The sequence below is a fragment of the Streptomyces sp. CA-288835 genome (assembly GCF_050936385.1).
Taxonomy (GTDB): Bacteria; Actinomycetota; Actinomycetes; order Streptomycetales; family Streptomycetaceae; genus Streptomyces.
In genome coordinates, this window is record NZ_JBNJMW010000001.1 from 5400742 (window position 1) to 5420680 (window position 19939).

Below are 19939 nucleotides of genomic sequence, written 5' to 3' on the forward strand. Positions count from 1 at the left end.
CCCCCTCGTGAACGAGGGGGATTCCTACGGCTCGCGCCGTGGGGTTTTCTGCTGCGTCGCCGACTGCCCGCCCGGAGCGGAAGCTCTTCAGGGGAGCAGCGGACCAGGCCCTAGGAACGGGAACGGCCCACGACCAGCGACGCCAGCGCCGCCCGGGACGGCACCCCCGTCTTGCGGTAGATCCGGCCCAGGTAGCCCTCCACGGTTCGCGGGCTGAGGTGCAGCTTCATGCCGACTTCCTTGCTGGTCAGGCCCTCGGCGACCAGGTGCGCGATCTCCCGCTCGCGGGACGTCAGTCCGGACAGCGGATCCGGCACGTCCGGCGGGACGCCCGCGGCGGCGAAGACCTTCGGGCGTACCCGGTCCGCTACACCGAGCAGTAGCCCGGCGCCGCCGTCCGCGGCAAGTCGCCGTCCGCGGCGCCACATGGCGCGCGCACGGGCGTGCTCGCCGACGGCCGCCATGAGCGGGGCGCCGAACAGCAGCGACTGCACCTCCCGGAGCGTCGTCCCTGAGCGGCGGTTCTCCCGCGCGGCCTCCGCGTACATACGCGCGGCCGCCGCCACATCGCCGCGGCGCTGCGCGATCTGGGCGAGGCTGCGCAACCCGGCCGCCCGCTTGGCCGCCAGGCCGAGCCGGCTCGCCTCCTCGTGGGCGAGTTCGGCCCAACGTTCGGCGTCCGCCGTGTCGCCGGTGGCCAGGGACGTGGTGACGAGCAGTTCCAGGTGGTTGGGGCGCATCGAGCGCTGCAGCCGGTGCAGGTCCTTCCCGCCGGCTTCGAGCATGACGTCCCGTGCCCGGTGCGGATCGCCGGAGCTCAGTGCGGCGTAGGCGAGCAGGGACTTGTACGCGTTTCCCCACCAGGTGTGGCTGTTCCCGGCCACCGACGCCGCGTTCTCGGCGACGGCCAGCGGACGGGGATCACCCTGTGGGTAGGCCTGCGCCAGAATGACGGACTTCAACGCCAGGGTGAAGCCGAGGAGTTCGGAGCTGCCGACGGCCCGTGCGACGGACTCGGCCTCCTCGACCAGCTCCCTCGCGGTCGTGATGCGGCAGGTGATGAAGTGGGCGTACGCCTTGCACAGCAGGAGCTGCGACGTCATGTACAGCTGGCCGGTCCGCCGGGCGACCGCCAGGCCGCGCTCGGCGTGCCGCTCCGTGTCGGCGAAGTTCTCCAGGAACGCCTCGGTCCAGCCCAGCCTGACCAGGGACTCGCACAGGCGGGCGACATCGCTGTCGGTCAGCCCGTCCACCAGCCTGGCCGCGAGCCGGGCGAACTTCCGCGACGCCGCCATGTCGCCCTCGTACGCCTCCCCCATGGCGGCCAGCGACAACGCGGACGCCTCACCGATCTCATCGCCGAGAGAGCGGGCGGCCTTCAGCGTTTCGGCGAGTTCCGCTCGTACTTCCCCATAGCGGGAGGCGAACACCGCGGCGGTGCCCAACTCCAGCCCCAGCTCGACACGTTGAGCCCGCGAGGGGCCGGGTTGCCTGGCCAGCTCGCGGCGCAGCAGTGCCTCCGCCTCGCGGTACTCGTCGAGGTTGCGCTGCATCAGGGAGCACAGGGCGACCGCTGAGATCCGTACGGTGTCGTCTCCCTCCGTACCCGGCATGTCGATCAGCTGGTGGAGCAGGTCCCGGCTCTCCTTCAGGCCGCCGCTGACGCCCAGGGCCCGGGCGCGCGCCAGCATCAGTTCGCGCCTTCTGGCGAGGTGCTCCGGAGTGTTCGGCAGGATGCGCAGCACGGCGCCGAGCCAGTGCGCCGAGGCGGCCGGAGCGGTGGTGGCGGTCCGCTCGGCGGCTTCGGTCAGCACCTCGGCCGCCGCCGGGTCCCAGCCGGTCACCGACTGGTCCAGGTGGTGTGCCCGGTCGGCAACCGGTGCGCCGATTCTGGTCAGTTCGGTGGCGGCAAGGCGGTGGTACTCCTCGCGTCGCCAGGGCTCGATGCTGTTGTGGACCAGGGTGCGGATCACGGGGTGACGCAGGGTCAGCCCGCGTCCTCCCGGGCTGATCCGGATGAGGTCACGGCTCATCAACGCGTCGAGCGTGCTCCGGATGTCGCTGACCAGCGCCCCGGTCAGCGCGCCGAGCAGATCGGCGGTGGCGCGGTCGCCGAGTACCGCGGCGGCTTCGACGGTACGGCGCTCCAGCGGGCTCAGCGGCGACAACTCGTCCAGCAGCAGCGCTCCGAGAACGGCGGGGATCCCTCCCGATACGCCACCGAGCACATCCCGGGAAGCCGGCGGAACGGTCCGGGGAAGCCGGGCCGCCCTGTGCGCCTGCAGCAGCGCGAGAAAGTACAGCGGGTTGCCTTCGCTCGCCGCGTAGATGTCGGCGGCCCAGGCCGAGGGCAGGTCGCCCGCCAGTTCGTCGACGCAGGCCTGTTCGTCGAGCGGGCCCAGCGGGAGGCGGAGTACCGCGCCGGTGTCCACTCCGCGGGTCAGCGAGGCGGCGAGCGCGGTGGGCGCCTGGCGGTCACGGCGGGAGACGACCAGCAGTACGGGCGAGGACACCGGGTGCCGTACGAGGTGATCGAGCAGTTCCAGGGAGGCCGGGTCGGCCCAGTGGAGGTCTTCCAAGATCACCACAAGACGCTCGCCGCCGAGGTGGCACAGCGCCTGGGTCATCGTCCGGTGCAGCCCGAACCGGTCACGCCCCTCGGGCACCCTCGGCGGCCACTTGGCGGCGCCGCTCAGGACGGGGGCGAGCTGCGCCAACTCCCCGAAGCCGCACAGCGCTTGAGGTTCGAGGTCGGCGAAGGCGTCGGCGAACGGCCGGTACGGGCTGTGCCGCTCGTACTCCGTCGCCCGGCCGAACAGCACGGTCACCCCGCGCCCACGGGCCCGCCCGCCGAACTCGGCCAGCAGCCGGCTCTTGCCGATCCCGGCCTCACCGGTGATGTCGACGACGGCAGGACCGTCCATCCCGGACCGTTCCAAGGCCCAGTCGAGCCAATCGAGTTCGGTGGCACGGCCGACGAAGGGCGTCCTGTCCGTGGGAGGAGTCCGGTCCGCGAGGGGCGTCCGGTCCGTGAGGGGGCCCGGCGTCCCCGGCGTCCCCGGCGGTTCACTCACCCCGGGCCCTTTCGCGGGCCATCAGGGACGCGAGCGCGGCACGCGAAGTCGCGCCCGTCTTGCGGTAGGCCGCGGCGATGTGGCTCTCGACCGTACGCGTGCTGAGGTGCAGCCTGGAGGCGATGCCCCGCGTGCTGAGCCCTTCGCCGACCAGGCCGGCGATCTCCCGCTGGCGGGCGGTCAGCGCGGCCAGCCCTGGAACCGGTACGGGCGTCTCGGCGAGGCCAGGCCCAGCCGCCCGCCCGTTCGCAGTGTCCAGCACCGCCGGACGCAGCATGTCGGCGAGTCCGACCAGCAGTTGGGCTCCGCCTTCTTGCGCCAGCCGACGGCCACGCCGCCACATATCGGCCGCCTGATGGGGAACCCCCGCCGCTTTCACATGCGGGGCCCCGAGCAGCAGCGACTGCGCCTCGCGCAGCGTCGCACCGGACCGCGCACTCACCTGCGCCGCTCGTACGTACTTCTGCGCAGCCGCGGCCGGATCGCCGCGATGTGCGTCGAGCTGGGCGAGACACCGCAGCGCCGCCCCACGCTGCACCGGCAGCCCGAGCTGCTCCGCCTCCTTGGCGGCACGCTCGGCATAGAACTCGGCCTCCGACATCCGGCCGGTGGCCAGCGCCGCGTTGACGACGACTTCGACCAGAGTCGGCCGCAGCGACGGCTGGAGCCGCGCCAGATCCTTCCCGTCGCCCGCCCGCAGCATGAGGTCCCACGCCCGGTACGGATCGCCCGTCACCGTCAGCACCACCTGGGCGAGCACGCTCCTGCTCACCGTCGCCCACCAGGAATCGCCCGCACCGACGGCTTCGACCGCCTCCTCGGCCGTGGCCAGCGCGGTCCGGTTGCCCGCCTGCATCAGCACCAGGGCCCGGATCGCGAGAGCGAAGCCGGTCAGCTCTCCGCTGCCCAGAGCCCGCGCGACGTCGACGGCCTCTTCGGCGAACTCCAGCGCTGTCGCGATCCGGCAGGTGTTGAGGTGCGCGTACGCCTTGCACAGCAGAAGGTGCGGCAGCATATGGAGCTGGCCGGTCCGGCGGGCGGCCTCCAGCCCACGGTCGGCATGCCGTTCGGCCTCGGCGAAGCGCTCGAGGAACAGCTCGCTCCAGCCCAGCCTGGCCAGCGGCTCGCCCAGACCGCTGAGGTCGTCACCCGTCAGCAGGTCCGTGATCAGCGCCGCCGACTCGGCGTACTTGAGCGCCGCGTCCACATTGCCCTCGTACGCCTCGCACATCGCCGCCAGCGCGAGTACGCCCGCCTCGGCGACCGGATCGCCCAGGTCACCGGCGACCGCCACCGTCCTGGCGAGTTCCTCGCGCGCCCCGGCGAAGCGGGAGCCGAACAGCGCGCAGGACACCACCTCGGAGCCGAGCTCGACCTGCTGCGACGGTGAGGTGCCGGGGGTGCGGGCGAGTTCGCGGCGCAGCAGCGCTTCGGCCTCCTGGTAGCGGCCCAGGTAGCGCTCCATGAGGGCGCACTGCGCGACGGCGGACGTCCGGACGGCGACGCCGTCGTCGTCCGGACCCGGCTCCCCATCCGGCAGATCGATCACCTCATGCAGCAGGTCCCGGCTCTCGCGCAGCGCGCCGGTCACGCCCAGCGTGCGGGCCCGCAGCAGCATCAACTCACGTCGCGTTCCCAGGTGTTGGGGTGTGTCCGGGAGGATGCGCAGCACCGCGCCCGACCAGTGGGCGGAGGTGGCCGGAGCGGTCATCGCGGTCTCTTCGGCGGCCTCGGTGAGCAGGGCGGCGGCCTGTGGGTCCCAGCCGTTCAGCGACTGTTCGATGTGGTGGGCCTGCTCGAGGAGGGTCGCGCCCGCGCGTGCGAGTTCGGCGGCCGCCTGCCGGTGCAGTTGTTCGCGCTGCCAGGGGGCGATGCTGTCGTGAACCAGGGCACGAACGACCGGGTGACGCAGCACCAGACGACGGCGTCCGTGGTCCGGCCTCATCAGGTCACGCTTCATCACCTCGTGCAGGGCCTCGACGACCTCGCTGACGGGGACGCCGGTGATGGCGCCGAGCAGGTCGGGCGTGGCGTGGTCGCCGAGGACCGCGGTGGCGTCGAGGATCCGCCGCTCCAGCGGTTCGAGCGACGACAGTTCGTCGAGCAGCAGCGCCTCGAGGCCCGTACGTGGACCGTTTCCTGCCGGGCTTCCTGCCGTGCTTTCTGTCGGGCTCCCGGCGGGAGCGGACAGCGGTGGCGAGTGCATCCGCGGCAGACGTGCCCCTCGCTCGGCCTGGAGGAGGGTCAGAAAGTACAGCGGGTTGCCCTCGCTCGCGGCGTAGATCTCGGCCGCGCGCCGCGGAGGCAGGTCGCGGGCGAGCTCTTCGACGCAGTCGCGCTCGCCGAGCGGCCCCAGGGCGAGCCGCAGGACCGTACCGGTGTCGACCCCACGGGCCGACGCCGCGTCGAGCAGGGTCGGGCTCTGCCGGTCACGCCGCGCGACGACCAGGAGCACCGGGGCCCGCAAGGGATGCCGTATGAGGTGGTCGAGGAGTTCCAGCGACGCCGCGTCCGCCCAGTGCAGGTCGTCGAGCAGCACCACCAGTCCCGTCCCGCGGATGCGGCCCAGCGCGGCCGCCGTCTCCTGGTAGAGGCCGAAGCGGTCTCCGGTCCACCGGCCGCTGCTCGCCTCCTCGAAACCGCCGCGCAGCATCGCGGGGAGTTCCCGCAGCTCAGGGACCGCCTCCAGATCTCGCCGGCCGACCCAGGCGAAGGCATCGGCGAACGGCTGGAACGGGCTGTGCCGCTCATATTCCGTGGCCTGCCCCCGCAGCACGGTCATGCCCCGGCGCCAGGCCAGCACGCCGAACTCGGTCAGCAGCCGGCTCTTGCCGATCCCGGCCTCTCCGGTGATGTCGACGACCGAGGGGCCGCCGTCCGCCAGGCGTTCCAGCACGGCGTCGAGCCGGTCCACCTCCGCCGATCTGCTCACGAAGGGCTCGCTGTCCGAGCGGACCGCTGGTGCGTCGTACGCCAGAGTCATCGTGAATCCCTTCTGCAGTACGTGCGTTGGCACGTTCACGGATTCGTCGCTTGCAGCACACGGAGTGGGTGGCCATGAGTGTTACCTGAGTTCCGCCGCTTTTGCTCATTGCGTTCAAAAGGGTCGTGACTCGTGGGTAGCTTCTGGCGCTGCTATCGCCGTTGCGCAGCAAGGCGTACGGAGGCGTTGACGGCGCCATAGCCGCCATAGCCCCCGGTGCGCTGGACAAGCTCGAAGAAGACGCGGCCAACGGTTGCCGTATACAGATGCAGGAACTCGCCGCCGTGCTCGTCGCGGTCGTAGAGGATGCCCAGTACCCGGTAGGTGTCCAGCTCGCCGGGGGCGAACTCGTAATGGGCGTCGAGGTCGTCGTAGTAGTTGGCGGGGATTTCGAGCAACCCCGCGCCGGCCGTGAGGAGTCGGAGCCCGGCGGCGACGATGTCGTCCGTGGCGAGCGCGATGTGCTGAGCCCGCGTCCCCTCCTGCGCCTCCGGATCGGGCGCCAGGTTGAGGACGAGCCGCAGCCCGGCGGTGTCGTCGGACAGGGCGCGACTGCGCAGCAGCCCGTACGGATCGGCCAGGTCGACGCTCTCGTGGGGCCGCATCCCCAGCACGGCGCGGTGGAAGAGAACCGCTTCGTCGAAGTGGTGCCAGGGCTGGGTCAGGGCCACGTGGTCGACGCCGGTGACGCTCCCTCTGCCCGCCGCCTCAGCTGGTGCGGGCTGGGCGCAGGGCGCGAAGTCCTCGGTCCAGTCCGGGAGTTCGGGGCGCCGGGTCGCGCAGAAGAACAGCTCGGTGCCGTCGGGCGCGGCGATCGCGTCGAGCGGGACGTCGCGCGCGTCGCGACGTCGCGGAAGCACGGGCGCGAGCAGGGACTCGGCGCGACGGGCCGCGGCGCCGGGATCCGCGGACTCCAGGCCGAGCGCGGCCAGCGCGGTGCCTCCGCGCCCGCCGCCGGCGGCGGCGTGGTTGAGCACGATGCGGGCTTCGCCCTGCTCCCACAACTCCACCGGTTTCGCGGTGTGCCGTCCGGTCCGCCGAAACCCCAGCGCGCCCAGCAGTGCGGTCACGGGCTGCGGGTCGGCGGTGGCGAGTTCGGCGAAGGCGACGCCGTACGGCACTACCGGCGCCGGAAGCGGCGAGATCCCGGCGCTCTCCTCCAGCGCTATCAGCGAGCGCAACGCGTCGACGGCGGTGCCTGCGGCCCCGGCCTGGCGGAACACGTCGTTGAAGACCTCCAGGGAGAGCGGCCCCTGGTATCCGGCGTTGACGACATGGCGGACGAGGGAGGTCACGTCCAGGCCGCCCTGCCCGGGGAAGCAGCGGTGGTGGCGGCTCCACTGGAGTACGTCCATGGCCGGCAGCGGGGCGTCGGCGAGCTGCAGGAAAAAGATCTTCTCGCCGGGGATGTCCTCGATGCCCTTGGGGTCCGAGCCCCGGGAGAGAATGTGAAAGCTGTCCAGACAGACCCCGAGCGAGGGATGGCTGGCCTCTTCGACGATGCGCCAAGCATGGTCGTACGTACTCACGTACCGCCCCCACGCCAGCGCCTCGTACGCGATCCGGATGCCGAAGTCCCTTGCCGCATCCGCCAGTTGGCTAAGCTGCCCGGCGGCGAGCGCGTCGTCGTCCACGGTGTGCGGGGAGACGCTGGAGCACACCAGAAGCGTGTCCGTGCCCAGCCTGCGCATGACGTCGAACTTGCGCCTGGCCCGGCGCAGCGTGCGTACGAACTGCTCCTCGGGAACGGCCTCCACATCCCGCATCGGCTGGTAGAGGTCGATGGTGAGCCCGAGGTCGGCGGCGCGGGAGCGGATCTCCTCCGGCGGCAGAGGGCTCGCGAGGAGGTCGTTCTCGAAGAGTTCGACGCCGTCGAAGCCGGCCCGGGCGGCGGCGGTCAGCTTCTCGGTGAGGGAGCCGCTCAGGCACACGGTGGCGATGGACTTACGCATGCCCGCTCCCCTCGGCGTCACGGACGCTGATCCAGGTCTTTCCGGCGCGCTCGGCGGCGTCGGCGAAGGCCTGTTGGGCCTCGTGCAGCGGGAAGCGGGCCTCGATGACGGCTCCGGGCCGGGCGTCGGGCAGCTCGGCGATGGCGGCCGTGAAGTCGCCCGGATGGTCGTAGATCATCGACCCGCGGATCACCAGCTGACGGCGGACCACGTCGTCGGTGGTGAACGGCAGACGGCCGGGGTTGAGGCCGATCAGGACGACGCTGGCGCCGGGGGCGGCGCGGTCCACGGCCGGGTGCAGCGCGGGTGCGTGGCCCGAGGTCTCGAAGACGTACGTGAACCCGGCGCGGCCGTCGTCGGGTATCGCCCCCAACTGCTGTGCCCTGGCGAGCCGGAGAGGGTGCGGCTCGGTGACGACCGGCTGGATGCCGAGGCGGGCCAGGACGAGGCAGACGAGCAGACCCTGGGCCCCGGCGCCGACGACCAGACAGCGGTCGGCGGCCGTGACACCGCTGCGCCGTACTGCCGCCCGCGCCACGGTGTACGGCTCGGTGGCGGCGAGGTCGGCGCCGGTGAGGCCGTCCGGGACGGGGTGGGCGAAGTGGGCGGGGAGAGCGACGCGTTCGGCCAGTACGCCCGGGGCGTTGAGGCCCACGATGGTGCGGTGCGGGCAGGCGGAGGTGAGGCCGGTGAGGCAGTCGGCGCACTTCAGGCAGGCGTAGTTGGGTTCGATGACGACACGTTGGCCCACCTGGCGGTCCCGTACGTCGCTGCCGACGGCGGCGACGCGTCCGAAGCCCTCATGGCCCATGACCCAGTCAGGCGCGGGCACCGGGCGTCTGCCGTGGAAGACGGCGAGGTCACTGCCGCACAGGCCGACGCCGTCCACCTCCACGACGACATCGCGCGGGCCGCAGACGGGTTCCGGCCAGTCGTCGACGATGTTGATCCTGCCAGGCCCGGTGAGGACGGCTGCTTTCACTGGAACTCCAAGCGGTCCACTAGATGGATCGTACGATCCGCTGTGTGGTCAGAATAGAGCGCGCGGAGGCCCTCAACAACGGGTCCGGTCTCTCAACTGGAGGTGCGTTCGGCCGAGGTGACAGGACGTCTGCGGCTTCCGACAGCCCGGCCGCCGTACTCCGAGGTGCGGAGTACGGCGGCCGGGGACGTGCTGCTTATTACTGGCACTGGCCGGAGGGCATCCGCGATTACGACCGCCAGGCGGTCAGACCACCGCGTCCTCGCTCGCGGCCCGCTGCCGTACGACCTTCTCGGCCTTGGGCTCTTCGTTCCGTATGGACAGGGCGACCACGAAGGAGATCGCGCAGCCGAGGGCGATGTACGCCGCGACCAGGCTCCAACTGCCGTTCGCCCAGATCACCAGGGAGGCGGCGATGAGCGGGGTGAAGCCGCCGCCGACGGCGCTGGCGAGCTGGTAGCCGACGCCGGCGCCGCTGTAGCGGTACTCGGGGCCGAACATGTCGGTGAACAGGGACTGCTGGACGGCGACCGCCATGTCGTGCGCGACGTTCACCAGCAGCACGGCACAGGCGATGATCAGCACCAGCGAACCGGATTCCATGGCCCAGAAGTACGGCACCGCGCTCGCGGCGCCGATGACGGCGCCCCAGAGGTAGATCCGCCGGCGGCCGAACCGGTCGGCGAGGTAGGCGAAGGCGGGAATGGTGAGGATGGCGAGTCCGCCGACGGCCAGGTTGACGTTGAGCAGGCTGTCGCGGTTCAGGCCGAGCTCGTCGGTGCCGTAGGCGAGGCCGAAGGTCGTCACGCCGTAGAAGGTGAACAGCTCCACGAAGCGCAGGCCGATGATGGCGAAGAAGCCCTTGGGGTTGGACTTCACCGCGGCGATCAGCGGCACCCGGGGCTTGGCGTCCGCCTTCTTCGCGGCGACCTCCTTGGTGAAGACCTCCGACTCCTCGACCCTGGCCCGGATGACCAGGCCGACGATCACCAGGAACGCGCTGATCAGGAACGGGATCCGCCAGCCCCAGGTGCGGAAGGCCGCGTCCGACGTCGTACCCGACATGACCTTGGTGATCAGCGTGGCGAGCAACAGACCTACGGATGCGCCGACTTGGACGCCGCTGCTGTAGAGGGAGCGCCACTTGCGCGGGGCGTTCTCCACCGCCATCAGCGCCGCGCCGCCCCACTCGCCGCCGACCGCGAAGCCCTGCGCGGCCCGCAGGACGACGAGCAGGATGGGCGCCCAGATCCCGGCCTGCGCGTAGGTGGGCAGTACGCCGATCAGCGTGCTGGCCACACCCATGATCAGCATGGTGAGGACGAGCATCCGCTTACGGCCGAGCCGGTCGCCGAAGTGCCCGAAGACGATGCCGCCCAGCGGACGGAAGAGGAAGCCGACGCCGAAGGTGGCCCAGGCGGCCAGGGTGCCCACGGCCGGGGAGGCGCCGGGGAAGAACAGATCGCCGAAGAGAAGGCCGGCGACGATGCCGTAGAGGAAGAAGTCGTACCAGTCGACGACGGCTCCCATGAAGCTCGCGATGGCCGCTCTCTTCGCCACGCCGGGGGCTCCGGGACTGCCGGACGTGGCCGGGGACTGCGTACTGCTCATTTCACACACTCCATTGGGTGCTGCTGAACGCTGCGACATTTCCGGCCCGGCCGTGCCGCACGAGCAGTACGCGGAAGGCAGGGGGCGGGGCGCGGATGGCTGCGGTCGGGGACGGGCGCTCTGGCGACGGCGGGTGCCCTGGGTGCGGGGCGGGCCGTCACTGGCGGACCGGGCCATCGCCACAGCGGTGGGGGCGGCGACCCTCAGGACCAAGGTCCACTCAATGGACCGAGTGAACCGATTGGCGGAAACCTACGCGGCCACGTGGCGGCCAGCAAGGGTTGCGGCAAGATTTCTGCGACTTTACGGTTCCGGTGGTCCGCCTGGTGGACTACCGTCGGGTTCAGTGGAAAGAGCGCGGCGGATTACCGTGTGCCGCGCAGACAACACGTGCACCGATGGCACAGGGAGGGATCCGCGTGGACGACAAGGCCACCCAGGCCGAGGCGGGGCGGGAGCAGCACAGCAGCGGCGTACGCAGCGTGCGGCGCGCCCTCGACATCCTCAACCTGCTGAGCGAGGACCGGCCCGTCATCACCCTGCGCGAGATCACCGACGCCACCGGGCTGGCCAAGACGACGGCACTGCGCCTGATCCAGACCCTGGAGGAGAGCGGCCTGCTGTGGTCGGACCCGGCCGGCTACACCGCGGGCCCCGGCCTGTGGCGCTGGGCCTACCTGGCCCGCAGCCAGTGGGACGTGCCGCGCGAGACCCGCAAGGTGATGCGCGACCTCTCCGACCGGCTGGGCGAGACGGTCAACCTCTTCATCGCCCGCGACCTCCACCGCGTCTGCGTCGCGCACGAGGAGAGCCCGCACCCGCTGCGTCACGTGGTCGACGTCGGCGACGAACAGCCCCTGTGGGCCGGCGCCTCCTCCAAGATCCTCCTCCGCAATGCCTCCGAGACCCAGCTGCGCCGCATCGCCGCCGCCTCCCCGCACGGCGAGGAGTACGCCGACCGCTTGCGCACCCGGGCACAGGAGGCCGCCGAGCGCGGTTACGCGGTCAGCAGCAGCGAGTGGGACGAGGGCCTGACCGCGGTCGCCGTGCCGATCACCGGCCGCTCGGGCACGGTCATCGCCTCCCTCTCGCTCAGCGGGCCCAGCCAGCGCTTCCCGTACGAGGCCGTCGAGCGCTTCGCCGAGGACCTCGCGGCCGCGGCCACGCTCATCTCCGACCAGGGGTTCAGTCACCCGCTCAGCAGCAACCGCTGACTTCGCGCCCGTAGCGCGAACGGACCCGTAGGACTACGCGACCCAGTACCGCGAAGGCATCCGTAAAACTACGCGACCCACTACTGGAGTCGGCTCCGCCCGGGTGCGCGAGCTCCGTTCCGGACAATAAGCGGATGGTCACCGTCCAGAATGGAGCATGTACGGATTTCGTAGTCCGTCCTTAGCCTTGCTGCGCATGAGACATCCGAACAAGCCGTAGTTCCGGCTTGCTCCGGGCGCTCCCGAAGAATCGCCAATGGTGCCGAATCCGCATCCCGCCCGCCTCCACAAGATCACGCAGGTGTGCTCCCGCCACTGAAGTGCCGTAGCGCGACTGGCATTCGGCCAGTGCGCCCCCGACATGGCACCCGCACCGTCGCACGCCTTCTCTCGCCCTGCCCCATGGCTTCGGCCGGGCGAGGCAGAACGCCGAATCTTTGAACCCCTAGTCAAGGATGTCCATGAGCACGACGAACGAGAACAAAGTGTCGTCCGGCACCCCTGAACAAACCCCTCCCGGTGACGGTCTCCAGGCCGGCCTCAAGAACCGTCACCTCTCCATGATCGCCATCGGCGGTGTCATCGGCGCCGGTCTCTTCGTGGGTTCCAGCTCCGGTATCGCCAAGGCGGGCCCCGGCATTCTCCTCTCGTACGCCCTGGTGGGCGCGATGGTGGTGCTGGTGATGCGGATGCTGGGCGAAATGTCCGCCGCCAACCCGACCTCGGGTTCCTTCTCCGCGCACGCCGACCGGGCGCTCGGCCGCTGGGCCGGATTCTCCATCGGCTGGCTGTACTGGTTCTTCTGGGTCGTCGTGCTCGCGATCGAGGCGACGGCGGGTGCGGTGATCCTGGAGGGCTGGATACCAGCCGTACCGCAGTGGGCCTGGGCGCTCATCGTGATGGTGGTGCTGACCGCCACCAACCTGGTCTCGGTCAGCTCCTACGGCGAGTTCGAGTTCTGGTTCGCCGGGATCAAGGTCGTCGCGATCGCCGCGTTCATCGTCATCGGCGGGCTCGCCGTCTTCGGAGTCCTGCCGGGCGCGGACACCGATACGGCCGGGCTGAGCAACCTCACCGAGCACGGCGGCTTCCTGCCCAACGGGCCGGGCGCCATCCTCACCGGTGTGCTGCTGGTCGTCTTCTCCTTCATGGGCAGCGAGATCGTGACGCTCGCCGCCGGGGAGACCAGCAATCCGCAGAAGGCGGTCACCAAGGCCACCAACAGCGTGATCTGGCGGATCGCGGTCTTCTACCTCGGCTCGATCTTCGTCGTGGTCTCCCTGGTTCCCTGGAACGACGACTCCGTCACGGAGAAGGGCTCGTACGTCGCGGCCCTGGACTCCCTCGGGATCGCACACGCCGGCCAGATCATGAACTTCATCGTGCTGACGTCCGTGCTCTCCTGCCTCAACTCCGGCCTCTACACCGCCTCCCGGATGGCGTTCTCGCTCGGCGAGCGCGGCGACGCACCGAAGTCGTTCGCCCGGACCACCTCAAGCGGTGTGCCGATGGCGGCGGTTCTCGCCTCGGTCGTCTTCGGGTTCGTGGCGGTCTTCTTCAACTACGCCTTCCCGGACACGGTCTTCCTCTTCCTGGTCAACTCCTCAGGTGCGGTCGCCCTGTTCGTGTGGCTGGTGATCTGCTTCTCCCAGCTGCGCCTACGGAAGATCATCCAGCGTGAGGCGCCGGAGAAGCTGGTCGTACGGATGTGGCTGTACCCGTACCTGACCTGGGCCACGGCCGCACTGATCCTGTTCGTCCTCGGTTACATGCTGACCGACACGGAGGGCGCGAGCAGCGGGCGTACGACGGTGCTGCTGTCCGTGCTGGTGGCGGTGGGGGTCGTGGCCGTCGCGGTGGTCCGTGAGCGGACCGGCTCCGCATCCGGCGCAGCAAAGGACCAAAAGGACCAGAGGAACGACGACACCGTCGCACGGCTGTAGGACAGACAGTACGGACCGAACGATGTACGGCCCGCACCTCCGCCTTCCGCGGTGGTGCGGGCCGTGCGTCGTGCCCCGCCGGGCGGACGACGATGCGCTCGCTCTCGCCGCCGGGCAGCTGGGTCAACTGGCGGACGCGGCAAGGGACTTCGGCATCACCGGCGGCCTGGTCAGTGGGCCGTGTTGGCCTCCCACAGCACATTGCTGCCGAGTTTGATCACGACATTGCCGTCCTCCTGGAGGACCAGGGTCGCGCCCGCCTTCCTGGACGTGCCCGCTCCCCACAGGGCCTCGCCGTCCTTGTTGCGGACCACCAGGTTGCCGTCCGTCTGGAAGCGGGCGTAGTTGCCCTCGCCGTACACGTTGGCGTCCCAGAGCGGTTTCCTGTCCGCGTCGGTGATCAGGAGGTTGCCGTCTTTCTGCATGACCATCCTGGTCCTGCCGTCAGCGTTCTCCAGGACGTGTCCGGACATCATGCTGTACGGGGCCTGTACGACGACCTCGTTCGGCGCCTCGTCCCTGGCGTCGACTGAGGGCGACGGCTCCGTGCTCGCCCCGTCGTCGGCTGCGGAAGCGTCCGCGCCGGCCGGGCGCGAGGGCTTCCTGCTCTCCTCGGAGTCGACGGCGGCAGAATCCCCCGCGGAAGGCGAGGATGACCGCTTCATGCCCGCGGGAACGTCGGCGCCGCCGGGCGCCTTGGCGTTGCCCGAGGGCGACCGCTCGGCGGTCGCGGCGACGTCGGTGGCGGAAGCCCTCACAGATGCCGAGGAATCGGTGGAGTCGTCTGTGGAACCAGGCGAGTTGGCGTAGACGGCCAGCAGGGCGGTGCCGGCCACAGCCACGGCGGCCACGGCCGCTGCCGCGGCGATCAGCCACACGGGCCGTCGGCGCCGGACGGGGGCGGTGGGGTTCGCCGGGTCGGCCGGGTCTGCTGGGTCGGCGAGGAGGGCGGTGTAGAGGACCGTCCTGGAGTGCGGGTCTTCGGGGTCGAGGTCGATGAGCGTCTGTACCGGCCGTTCGCGGGCGGCCAGTTCGGTGCCGAGGGTCCGGGGACAGACGTCGGGCCAGTCGCCGGTTCGGGCGCCGATCTCGTCCAGCTGCTTGCGGAGTTCGGCCGCTGTCGGGCGCTCGTCCGGGTCCTTGGCCAGACATGAGGCGAGCAGGGGAGCCAGTGCCGCGGGGACGCCTTCGATGTCGGGCTCCTCGTGGACGACGCGGTACATGAGGGTTGCCGCGGGCACGTCCTCGTCCGGCTGCGAGAAGGGACCGTGCCCCCTGGCGGCGTACACCAGCACGGCGGCCAGCGAGAAGAGGTCGGCCGGCGCGCCTCCCGCGCCTCCCGTGGCCTGGTCCGGTGAGAGGAATCCCGGGGAGCCGATGACGCCGTCGAGGCTGGTGTGCCGGGTGTCGTCAGTGGCCCGGGCGAGACCGAAGTCGATGAGCAGCGGGCGGTCGCGGCCCAGCAGTACGTTGCCCGGCTTGAGGTCGCGGTGCGAGAGTCCGGCTTCGTGAACGGCCTGTAGGGCGCCGCACAGTTCGGCGGCGAGGGAGAGGAGCGCCGCCTCCGGCAACGGGCCGCGGTGGTCGACCCATTCGTGGAGCGGCGGCGCCGGTACGTATTCGGTGGCCAGCCATTGGGGACGCTGACCTGCGGCGCTGTAGTCCACCACGGTCACGGTCCACGGCGAACGGACGCGGTCGCTGTTGCGTATCTCGCGGGTGAACCGCTTCTCGAACGCCGGATCACTGCTGAGATCGTCCCGCACCGTCTTCAGCGCCAGGAGCCGTCCCGAGGTCGTACGGGACATGAACACCTGCCCCATACCGCCCGCGCCGAGGCGGCCCAGGAGTGGGTAGCCGCCTATGGACGACGGATCCGAAGGCTGAAGGCTCTTCATCAAAGGTGTTCCCTGCGTTGCTCTCGCTGCCCCACCCGCACGCCGCAGCATGGTGCTCGAATGACTCGGATGACTCGAATGACGCGCAGCGTAGACGGTGGTTGGAGGGGGCCTCCGCAGCCGAGATCGGGTGATCGGCCGGCGCTCGACTCATGGCGCAGGACGAGGTCAGGGGCGTACGCAAGACCCTTCCCCAACCCCCTGACCAGCGAAGTTATCCGCTGAGTGTCTGAGTGGCCTCGGTCGGCGGTCCGGCTGTGGTGCGGCCGAGGGCCACGCAGACAAGATCAAGATGCTGGAGTGATGGAGTCCGCCCGTGCCGAATTCGGGTAGTGGATTGCGTAGTTCTACGGAACTTCTCGTTCTGAGGGAGTGTCAGGATCGGCACTCCCTGTGCGCTCAGGCCAGAGGTGGGAGAGCAGTGATCAGGATGACGAGTTTGATGGGTTGCGACATGTGCTGGACCTGCTTACTGCCGTGATCAGGCAAGTTGGTGGGATCCGCGGCCACTCAGCAGGAGTCGACCGCGGAGCAGTACTGATCTCTGCTGCGAGGTCACTCAGCGGGGGAGCCGGACGTCGAGGGAGTACAGGCGGGTGATCTGGGTGTCCCGCTCGTTGTCGTCGCTGACCAGCAGGATCTTTACGCGTCCGGTGGCGGTGCGGCCGGTCACGGCGAGTCCTTCGATGTTGTCCAGCAGGGGGTTGGGCTGGGGCTGTTCGGCCGTGGCGCCGAGGGTCGGGCAGTCGGCGAGGTCGGCCAGCAGGGTCTTGGAGGCCAGGCGGGCCGCGCCGCCCGAGGTGACGTTCTCGATGCCGCTCACGTCGTCGGCCCCGCGCGGGTCGGCCAGATAGAGGCGGACGGTGTTGCCCACGCCCGCGGTGAAGCCGCGTTCGAGGACGAGCAGCCGGCCGTCTCCGGCCGGGGCTAGCTCGACGACTCCCAGGCCCTGGTCGGCCTGATAGCCGTACTGGGCACCGGTCTTGAACGGCTTGCCCAGACCGGCGCGATGCCAGGTCTGCAGCCGCACCACACCGGTCTCGTCGCCGGCGAGCGAGCCCTCCATCGAGGCGACCAGGGTGCGTCCGCCGGTCTGCAGCGTCAGCCCCTCGAAGGTCTGGTTGCGTACGGCCCGTCCCGCCGGGGCGACGGCGAGGGCGCCCGGCACGGGCAGCGCCTCGACCGCCTTGCCGTCCCGGTCGTAGCGGGTGACGGACGGTTCGGTCTCGGAGCTGATCAGCCGGCTGCCGTCCCGGTCGACGGCCAGCCCCTCGGAGTCCGGCGCCGCACCGTTCACATCGGTCAGCGGGGCCACGGCCACCGCCTCGGCGCTCAGGGCGCGCCCCTTCTCACGCACCTTGAGCGAGTAGAGGTACGACTCGTCCGACACCGCGGTGATCCGGCCGCCCCGGTCGACGGCGAGAGCGGACATGTTGCCGACGAAAACGCCGTCCAGCGTCTTCTTGTCGAGGTCGTCGGAGAAGGCCCGTATACGGACCTGGCCGGAACAGTCACGCGACGCGGCGGACGAGGCCGGGACATCGGCGGTGGTGGCGCCCTGGGCCAGAGCGGCACCCATGGTCATGGCCACACTGATAGCCGCTACAGCAGTGATCGACGTACGCAAGCGCATGCGCATACTCCTTGGCGCCAGAACGAAGAGGAGGGTTCGACCCGGCACGGGTCTGCGACATTGGGCGTCTTCGGCCAACATCCGCGGGGGCACATGCGCCTTAGGCATCACAGCATGGCCGCACAGAAGGGGTGGCTGCGCAACCACGAAGGGCAGGGCGAACGGCCGCTACACCGCGCGGGTTCAACAAAATGTCAACCTACAGCGCGAAGGCCCGGATGTCTCTACTCGTCCAGCAAGTACGAATTAAGTAACTTGCGTACCCAGAGGTCCCAGAGGCCCCGGGCCCCACCGGACGGGTTCCGTGCCCTGGGCGGTCGGCACGCACCCTCGTGGCACTCGCCCGCGCCCTGCGGAAGACCGACGGCTCTGCCGCTGAACTCGCGAGGCAGCAGGCGTTGGGGATCTTCGCGGATGTGGGCGTGCCGACGGAGGGGGGGACAAAGACCTCGACTGGTGACGTTCGCCTCCGCCCAGCGCCCCTCCGGCAAGGGTTCCGGCCCGTTCTCGTAGCATGAGCGCCGTGACAGCCCGTGCCCCGCTCCGCCGCGAGCAGCCGCCACTGCCGTGGTGGCTGACGCCGTTGGTGCTGGGGCTGCTGGCCGGGCTGTTCGGGATGCATGGGCTTGCCCCGGGCGGGGCGGCCGTCGTCGGCGGCCATCACTCCGGCGCCGCCGCGCATGCGCACATGGCGAATGCGGACATGGCGCCGCTGAGCACCGAATCCGTCTGCCATGGCCACGGTGACGGCGGCGGTCATACGCAGCATGCCGATCCGGCGTGCGCCTCCGGCGCCGTCGGCGCGGGCCCAGCCCTTCCCGTGCTGATTCCCGACCCGGCCGGTCAGGCCGGGGCCCCGCTCGGCGGCCACCGGACCGTGGCTGCCGAACCAGAGGGCGGCCGTGCGCCTCCCTCACTCGCCGAACTGCAACTTCTGCGGATCTAGGACAAGGCCAGGCCGTACCCGCCGCTGCCGCATGCCTCGCGGTCGGCAGGCGTACGGCCCTCAGCCATGTCCCGCGCCAACGGCGCACTCTTCCTCGCGACACCGCAGGAGTTCACGCATGTCCAAAGGCATGACCCAAACCCGTTCCCTCGTCCGTCGAGCCGCGCTCGCCGCGACGGCCGTATCCGCCGCCTTCGTCCTCGCCGCCTGCGGCAGCGACGACGGCTCGGACTCCGGCGCCGGCTCTGGCGCGCAGCCGTCGGCCTCGGCGAGCGCCGAGGGCACCGCCGGCGCCCACAACGACCAGGACGTGTCGTTCGCGCAGGGCATGATCCCTCACCATCAGCAGGCCATCGAGATGGCTGGGATGGCTGCCGACCAGGCGTCCTCCGCCGAGGTCAAGGACCTGGCGTCCCGTATCGAGAAGGCCCAGGACCCGGAGATCAAGACGATGACCGGATGGCTGGAGTCCTGGGGCGAGGACGTGCCCTCCGCCATGCCCGGCATGGACCACTCCGGCCACTCCTCCGATTCCGGGATGCCCGGGATGATGGACAAGGAGGACATGGACGAGCTGATGAAGGCGTCCGGGAAGGACTTCGACAGGAAGTTCCTGACCTTGATGGTCGAGCATCACGAGGGTGCCGTGGAGATGGCCACCACCGAGAAGGAGAAGGGCCAGTACGGGCCGGCCACGAAGATGGCCGACGACATCATCACCGCTCAGAACGCCGAGATCGAGGAGATGAACAAGATCCTCGGCAAGGACTGAGGACTGACGACACCCGCACGTGGGGCTCTGGTCTGCGTCATCGCAGGCCAGAGCCCCGGGTGTAGCTGGCCTGAGCAGAACTCGACTTCCAGGGGGCGGGGTGTCCGGTCTTGCCCGGCTACGAGTCCGAGGCCTGGACTGCATACCCCATGGGGGTATAACTTGGTGACTGTGAGGGCGGCCTTGGTACGGGCCGCACCGGACCGAAATCGGGAATGGGGACGAAGGTCATGGACCACAGCACTCATCACACCGACACCACGCACGACCACGACCACACGGCGACGCACCCCGGCACCCACGCGGGAGCCTCCTGGTCCATGGCAGTGAAGGCGACCCTGCACTGCCTGACCGGATGCGCCATCGGCGAGATCCTCGGCATGGTCATCGGCACCGCACTGCTGTGGGGCAACGTGCCCACCATGGTCCTGGCGATCGCGCTGGCGTTCCTCTTCGGCTACTCGTTCACGCTCTTCGCGGTTCTCCGCGCCGGGCTGGATCTCAAGTCCGCGATCAAGGTCGCGCTGGCCGCCGACACCGTCTCGATCGCGGTGATGGAGTTCGTCGACAACGCGATCATCGCCCTCACGCCGGGCGCGATGGACGCGCACCTGTCCGACGGGCTGTTCTGGTCGGCCCTGCTGGGCGGCTTCGGTGTCGCCTTCCTGATCACCACCCCCGTAAACAAGTGGATGATCGGCCGCGGCAAGGGCCACGCCGTCGTACATGCCCACCACTGAGCACCCACATCGAGTGGTCCCGACCATGCCGCAACAGCCCAGGTCGCTGATCTGGGCGTTCGGTATTTCGTGCGTGATGATGGCGATCTGGCGGGTAAGTGCCAAAATGGATCGAATGCCAGTGTGTGTGGTGGGCTCTCGAGCGCCGCGGCGACACATGCCCTGAGCTGTGAGGATCTCAGCGCGGTCGA

12 protein-coding genes are annotated in these 19939 nt (G+C 70.2%); 5 read left to right on the forward strand and 7 right to left on the reverse strand.

What is annotated here, in order from left to right; genetic code table 11:
- Window positions 1–110 precede the first annotated feature (110 nt).
- The 5 genes from ACQEVY_RS24440 to shiA form a co-directional block, all read right to left on the reverse strand.
- On the reverse strand, window positions 111–3074 hold the full coding sequence (locus tag ACQEVY_RS24440; protein ID WP_432951606.1) for a helix-turn-helix transcriptional regulator: 2964 nt from the start codon (window positions 3072–3074) through the stop codon (window positions 111–113).
- Entirely contained in the window at window positions 3067–6057 is a 2991-nt protein-coding gene (locus ACQEVY_RS24445) for a helix-turn-helix transcriptional regulator (protein WP_432951607.1), read from the reverse strand. Before ACQEVY_RS24445 ends, ACQEVY_RS24440 begins: the two co-directional genes overlap by 8 nt.
- Before the next feature lie 152 nt (window positions 6058–6209).
- On the reverse strand, window positions 6210–8009 hold the full coding sequence (locus tag ACQEVY_RS24450; protein ID WP_432951608.1) for a bifunctional sugar phosphate isomerase/epimerase/4-hydroxyphenylpyruvate dioxygenase family protein: 1800 nt from the start codon (window positions 8007–8009) through the stop codon (window positions 6210–6212).
- Complete coding sequence (locus ACQEVY_RS24455) at window positions 8002–8991, reverse strand: zinc-dependent alcohol dehydrogenase (RefSeq protein ID WP_432951609.1); 990 nt, start codon at window positions 8989–8991, stop codon at window positions 8002–8004. The genes ACQEVY_RS24450 and ACQEVY_RS24455 overlap by 8 nt, the downstream gene beginning before the upstream one ends.
- 246 nt (window positions 8992–9237) lie before the next feature.
- Window positions 9238–10602: a shikimate transporter gene (shiA, locus tag ACQEVY_RS24460; RefSeq protein ID WP_432951610.1), complete on the reverse strand. Its 1365-nt coding sequence runs from the start codon at window positions 10600–10602 to the stop codon at window positions 9238–9240.
- Between the two features lie 419 nt (window positions 10603–11021).
- On the opposite strand from shiA, the gene ACQEVY_RS24465 reads away from it, so the two are divergent.
- The gene (locus ACQEVY_RS24465; protein WP_432951611.1) at window positions 11022–11816 is read left to right on the forward strand and encodes an IclR family transcriptional regulator; all 795 of its coding nucleotides are present in this window, start codon (window positions 11022–11024) and stop codon (window positions 11814–11816) included.
- A 461-nt stretch (window positions 11817–12277) separates the two neighbouring features.
- A complete protein-coding gene (locus ACQEVY_RS24470; RefSeq protein ID WP_432951612.1) occupies window positions 12278–13759 on the forward strand; it encodes an amino acid permease in 1482 nt (493 codons plus the stop codon).
- A 170-nt stretch (window positions 13760–13929) separates the two neighbouring features.
- Here the strand turns inward: ACQEVY_RS24470 and ACQEVY_RS24475 are convergent, their stop codons facing one another.
- Together ACQEVY_RS24475 and ACQEVY_RS24480 are read right to left on the reverse strand one after the other, a co-directional pair.
- Window positions 13930–15657, reverse strand: coding sequence for a protein kinase domain-containing protein (locus ACQEVY_RS24475; protein ID WP_432951613.1), 1728 nt, complete (start codon window positions 15655–15657; stop codon window positions 13930–13932).
- Between the two features lie 559 nt (window positions 15658–16216).
- Window positions 16217–17290 (reverse strand): esterase-like activity of phytase family protein, encoded by a 1074-nt coding sequence (locus ACQEVY_RS24480; protein ID WP_432951614.1) that lies wholly within the window; start codon window positions 17288–17290, stop codon window positions 16217–16219.
- A 514-nt stretch (window positions 17291–17804) separates the two neighbouring features.
- Between ACQEVY_RS24480 and ACQEVY_RS24485 the strand changes: the two genes are divergently transcribed.
- The 3 genes from ACQEVY_RS24485 (at window position 17805) to ACQEVY_RS24495 (ending at window position 19748) form a co-directional block, all read left to right on the forward strand.
- Window positions 17805–18236, forward strand: a complete 432-nt coding sequence (locus ACQEVY_RS24485) for a DUF6153 family protein (protein WP_432951615.1) — start codon at window positions 17805–17807, stop codon at window positions 18234–18236.
- A gap of 130 nt (window positions 18237–18366) precedes the next feature.
- Window positions 18367–19008, forward strand: a complete 642-nt coding sequence (locus ACQEVY_RS24490; RefSeq protein WP_432955377.1) for a DUF305 domain-containing protein — start codon at window positions 18367–18369, stop codon at window positions 19006–19008.
- Window positions 19009–19238: 230 nt separating this feature from the next.
- Window positions 19239–19748 carry a DUF4396 domain-containing protein gene (locus tag ACQEVY_RS24495; RefSeq protein ID WP_432951616.1) on the forward strand — a complete coding sequence of 170 codons (510 nt, stop codon included), beginning with the start codon at window positions 19239–19241 and terminating at the stop codon, window positions 19746–19748.
- The last annotated feature ends 191 nt before the right edge of the window (window positions 19749–19939 follow it).

Bases quoted from the DNA above. Each gene is read 5' to 3' on its own strand.
- ACQEVY_RS24480 (WP_432951614.1), bottom strand. From the start codon at position 17,290: ATGCGCTTGCGTACGTCGATCACTGCTGTAGCGGCTATCAGTGTGGCC.
- ACQEVY_RS24445 (WP_432951607.1), bottom strand. From the start codon at position 6,057: ATGACTCTGGCGTACGACGCACCAGCGGTCCGCTCGGACAGCGAGCCC.
- shiA (WP_432951610.1), bottom strand. From the start codon at position 10,602: ATGAGCAGTACGCAGTCCCCGGCCACGTCCGGCAGTCCCGGAGCCCCC.
- ACQEVY_RS24470 (WP_432951612.1), top strand. From the start codon at position 12,278: ATGAGCACGACGAACGAGAACAAAGTGTCGTCCGGCACCCCTGAACAA.
- ACQEVY_RS24485 (WP_432951615.1), top strand. From the start codon at position 17,805: ATGAGCGCCGTGACAGCCCGTGCCCCGCTCCGCCGCGAGCAGCCGCCA.
- ACQEVY_RS24490 (WP_432955377.1), top strand. From the start codon at position 18,367: ATGACCCAAACCCGTTCCCTCGTCCGTCGAGCCGCGCTCGCCGCGACG.
- ACQEVY_RS24495 (WP_432951616.1), top strand. From the start codon at position 19,239: ATGGACCACAGCACTCATCACACCGACACCACGCACGACCACGACCAC.
- ACQEVY_RS24475 (WP_432951613.1), bottom strand. From the start codon at position 15,657: ATGAAGAGCCTTCAGCCTTCGGATCCGTCGTCCATAGGCGGCTACCCA.
- ACQEVY_RS24450 (WP_432951608.1), bottom strand. From the start codon at position 8,009: ATGCGTAAGTCCATCGCCACCGTGTGCCTGAGCGGCTCCCTCACCGAG.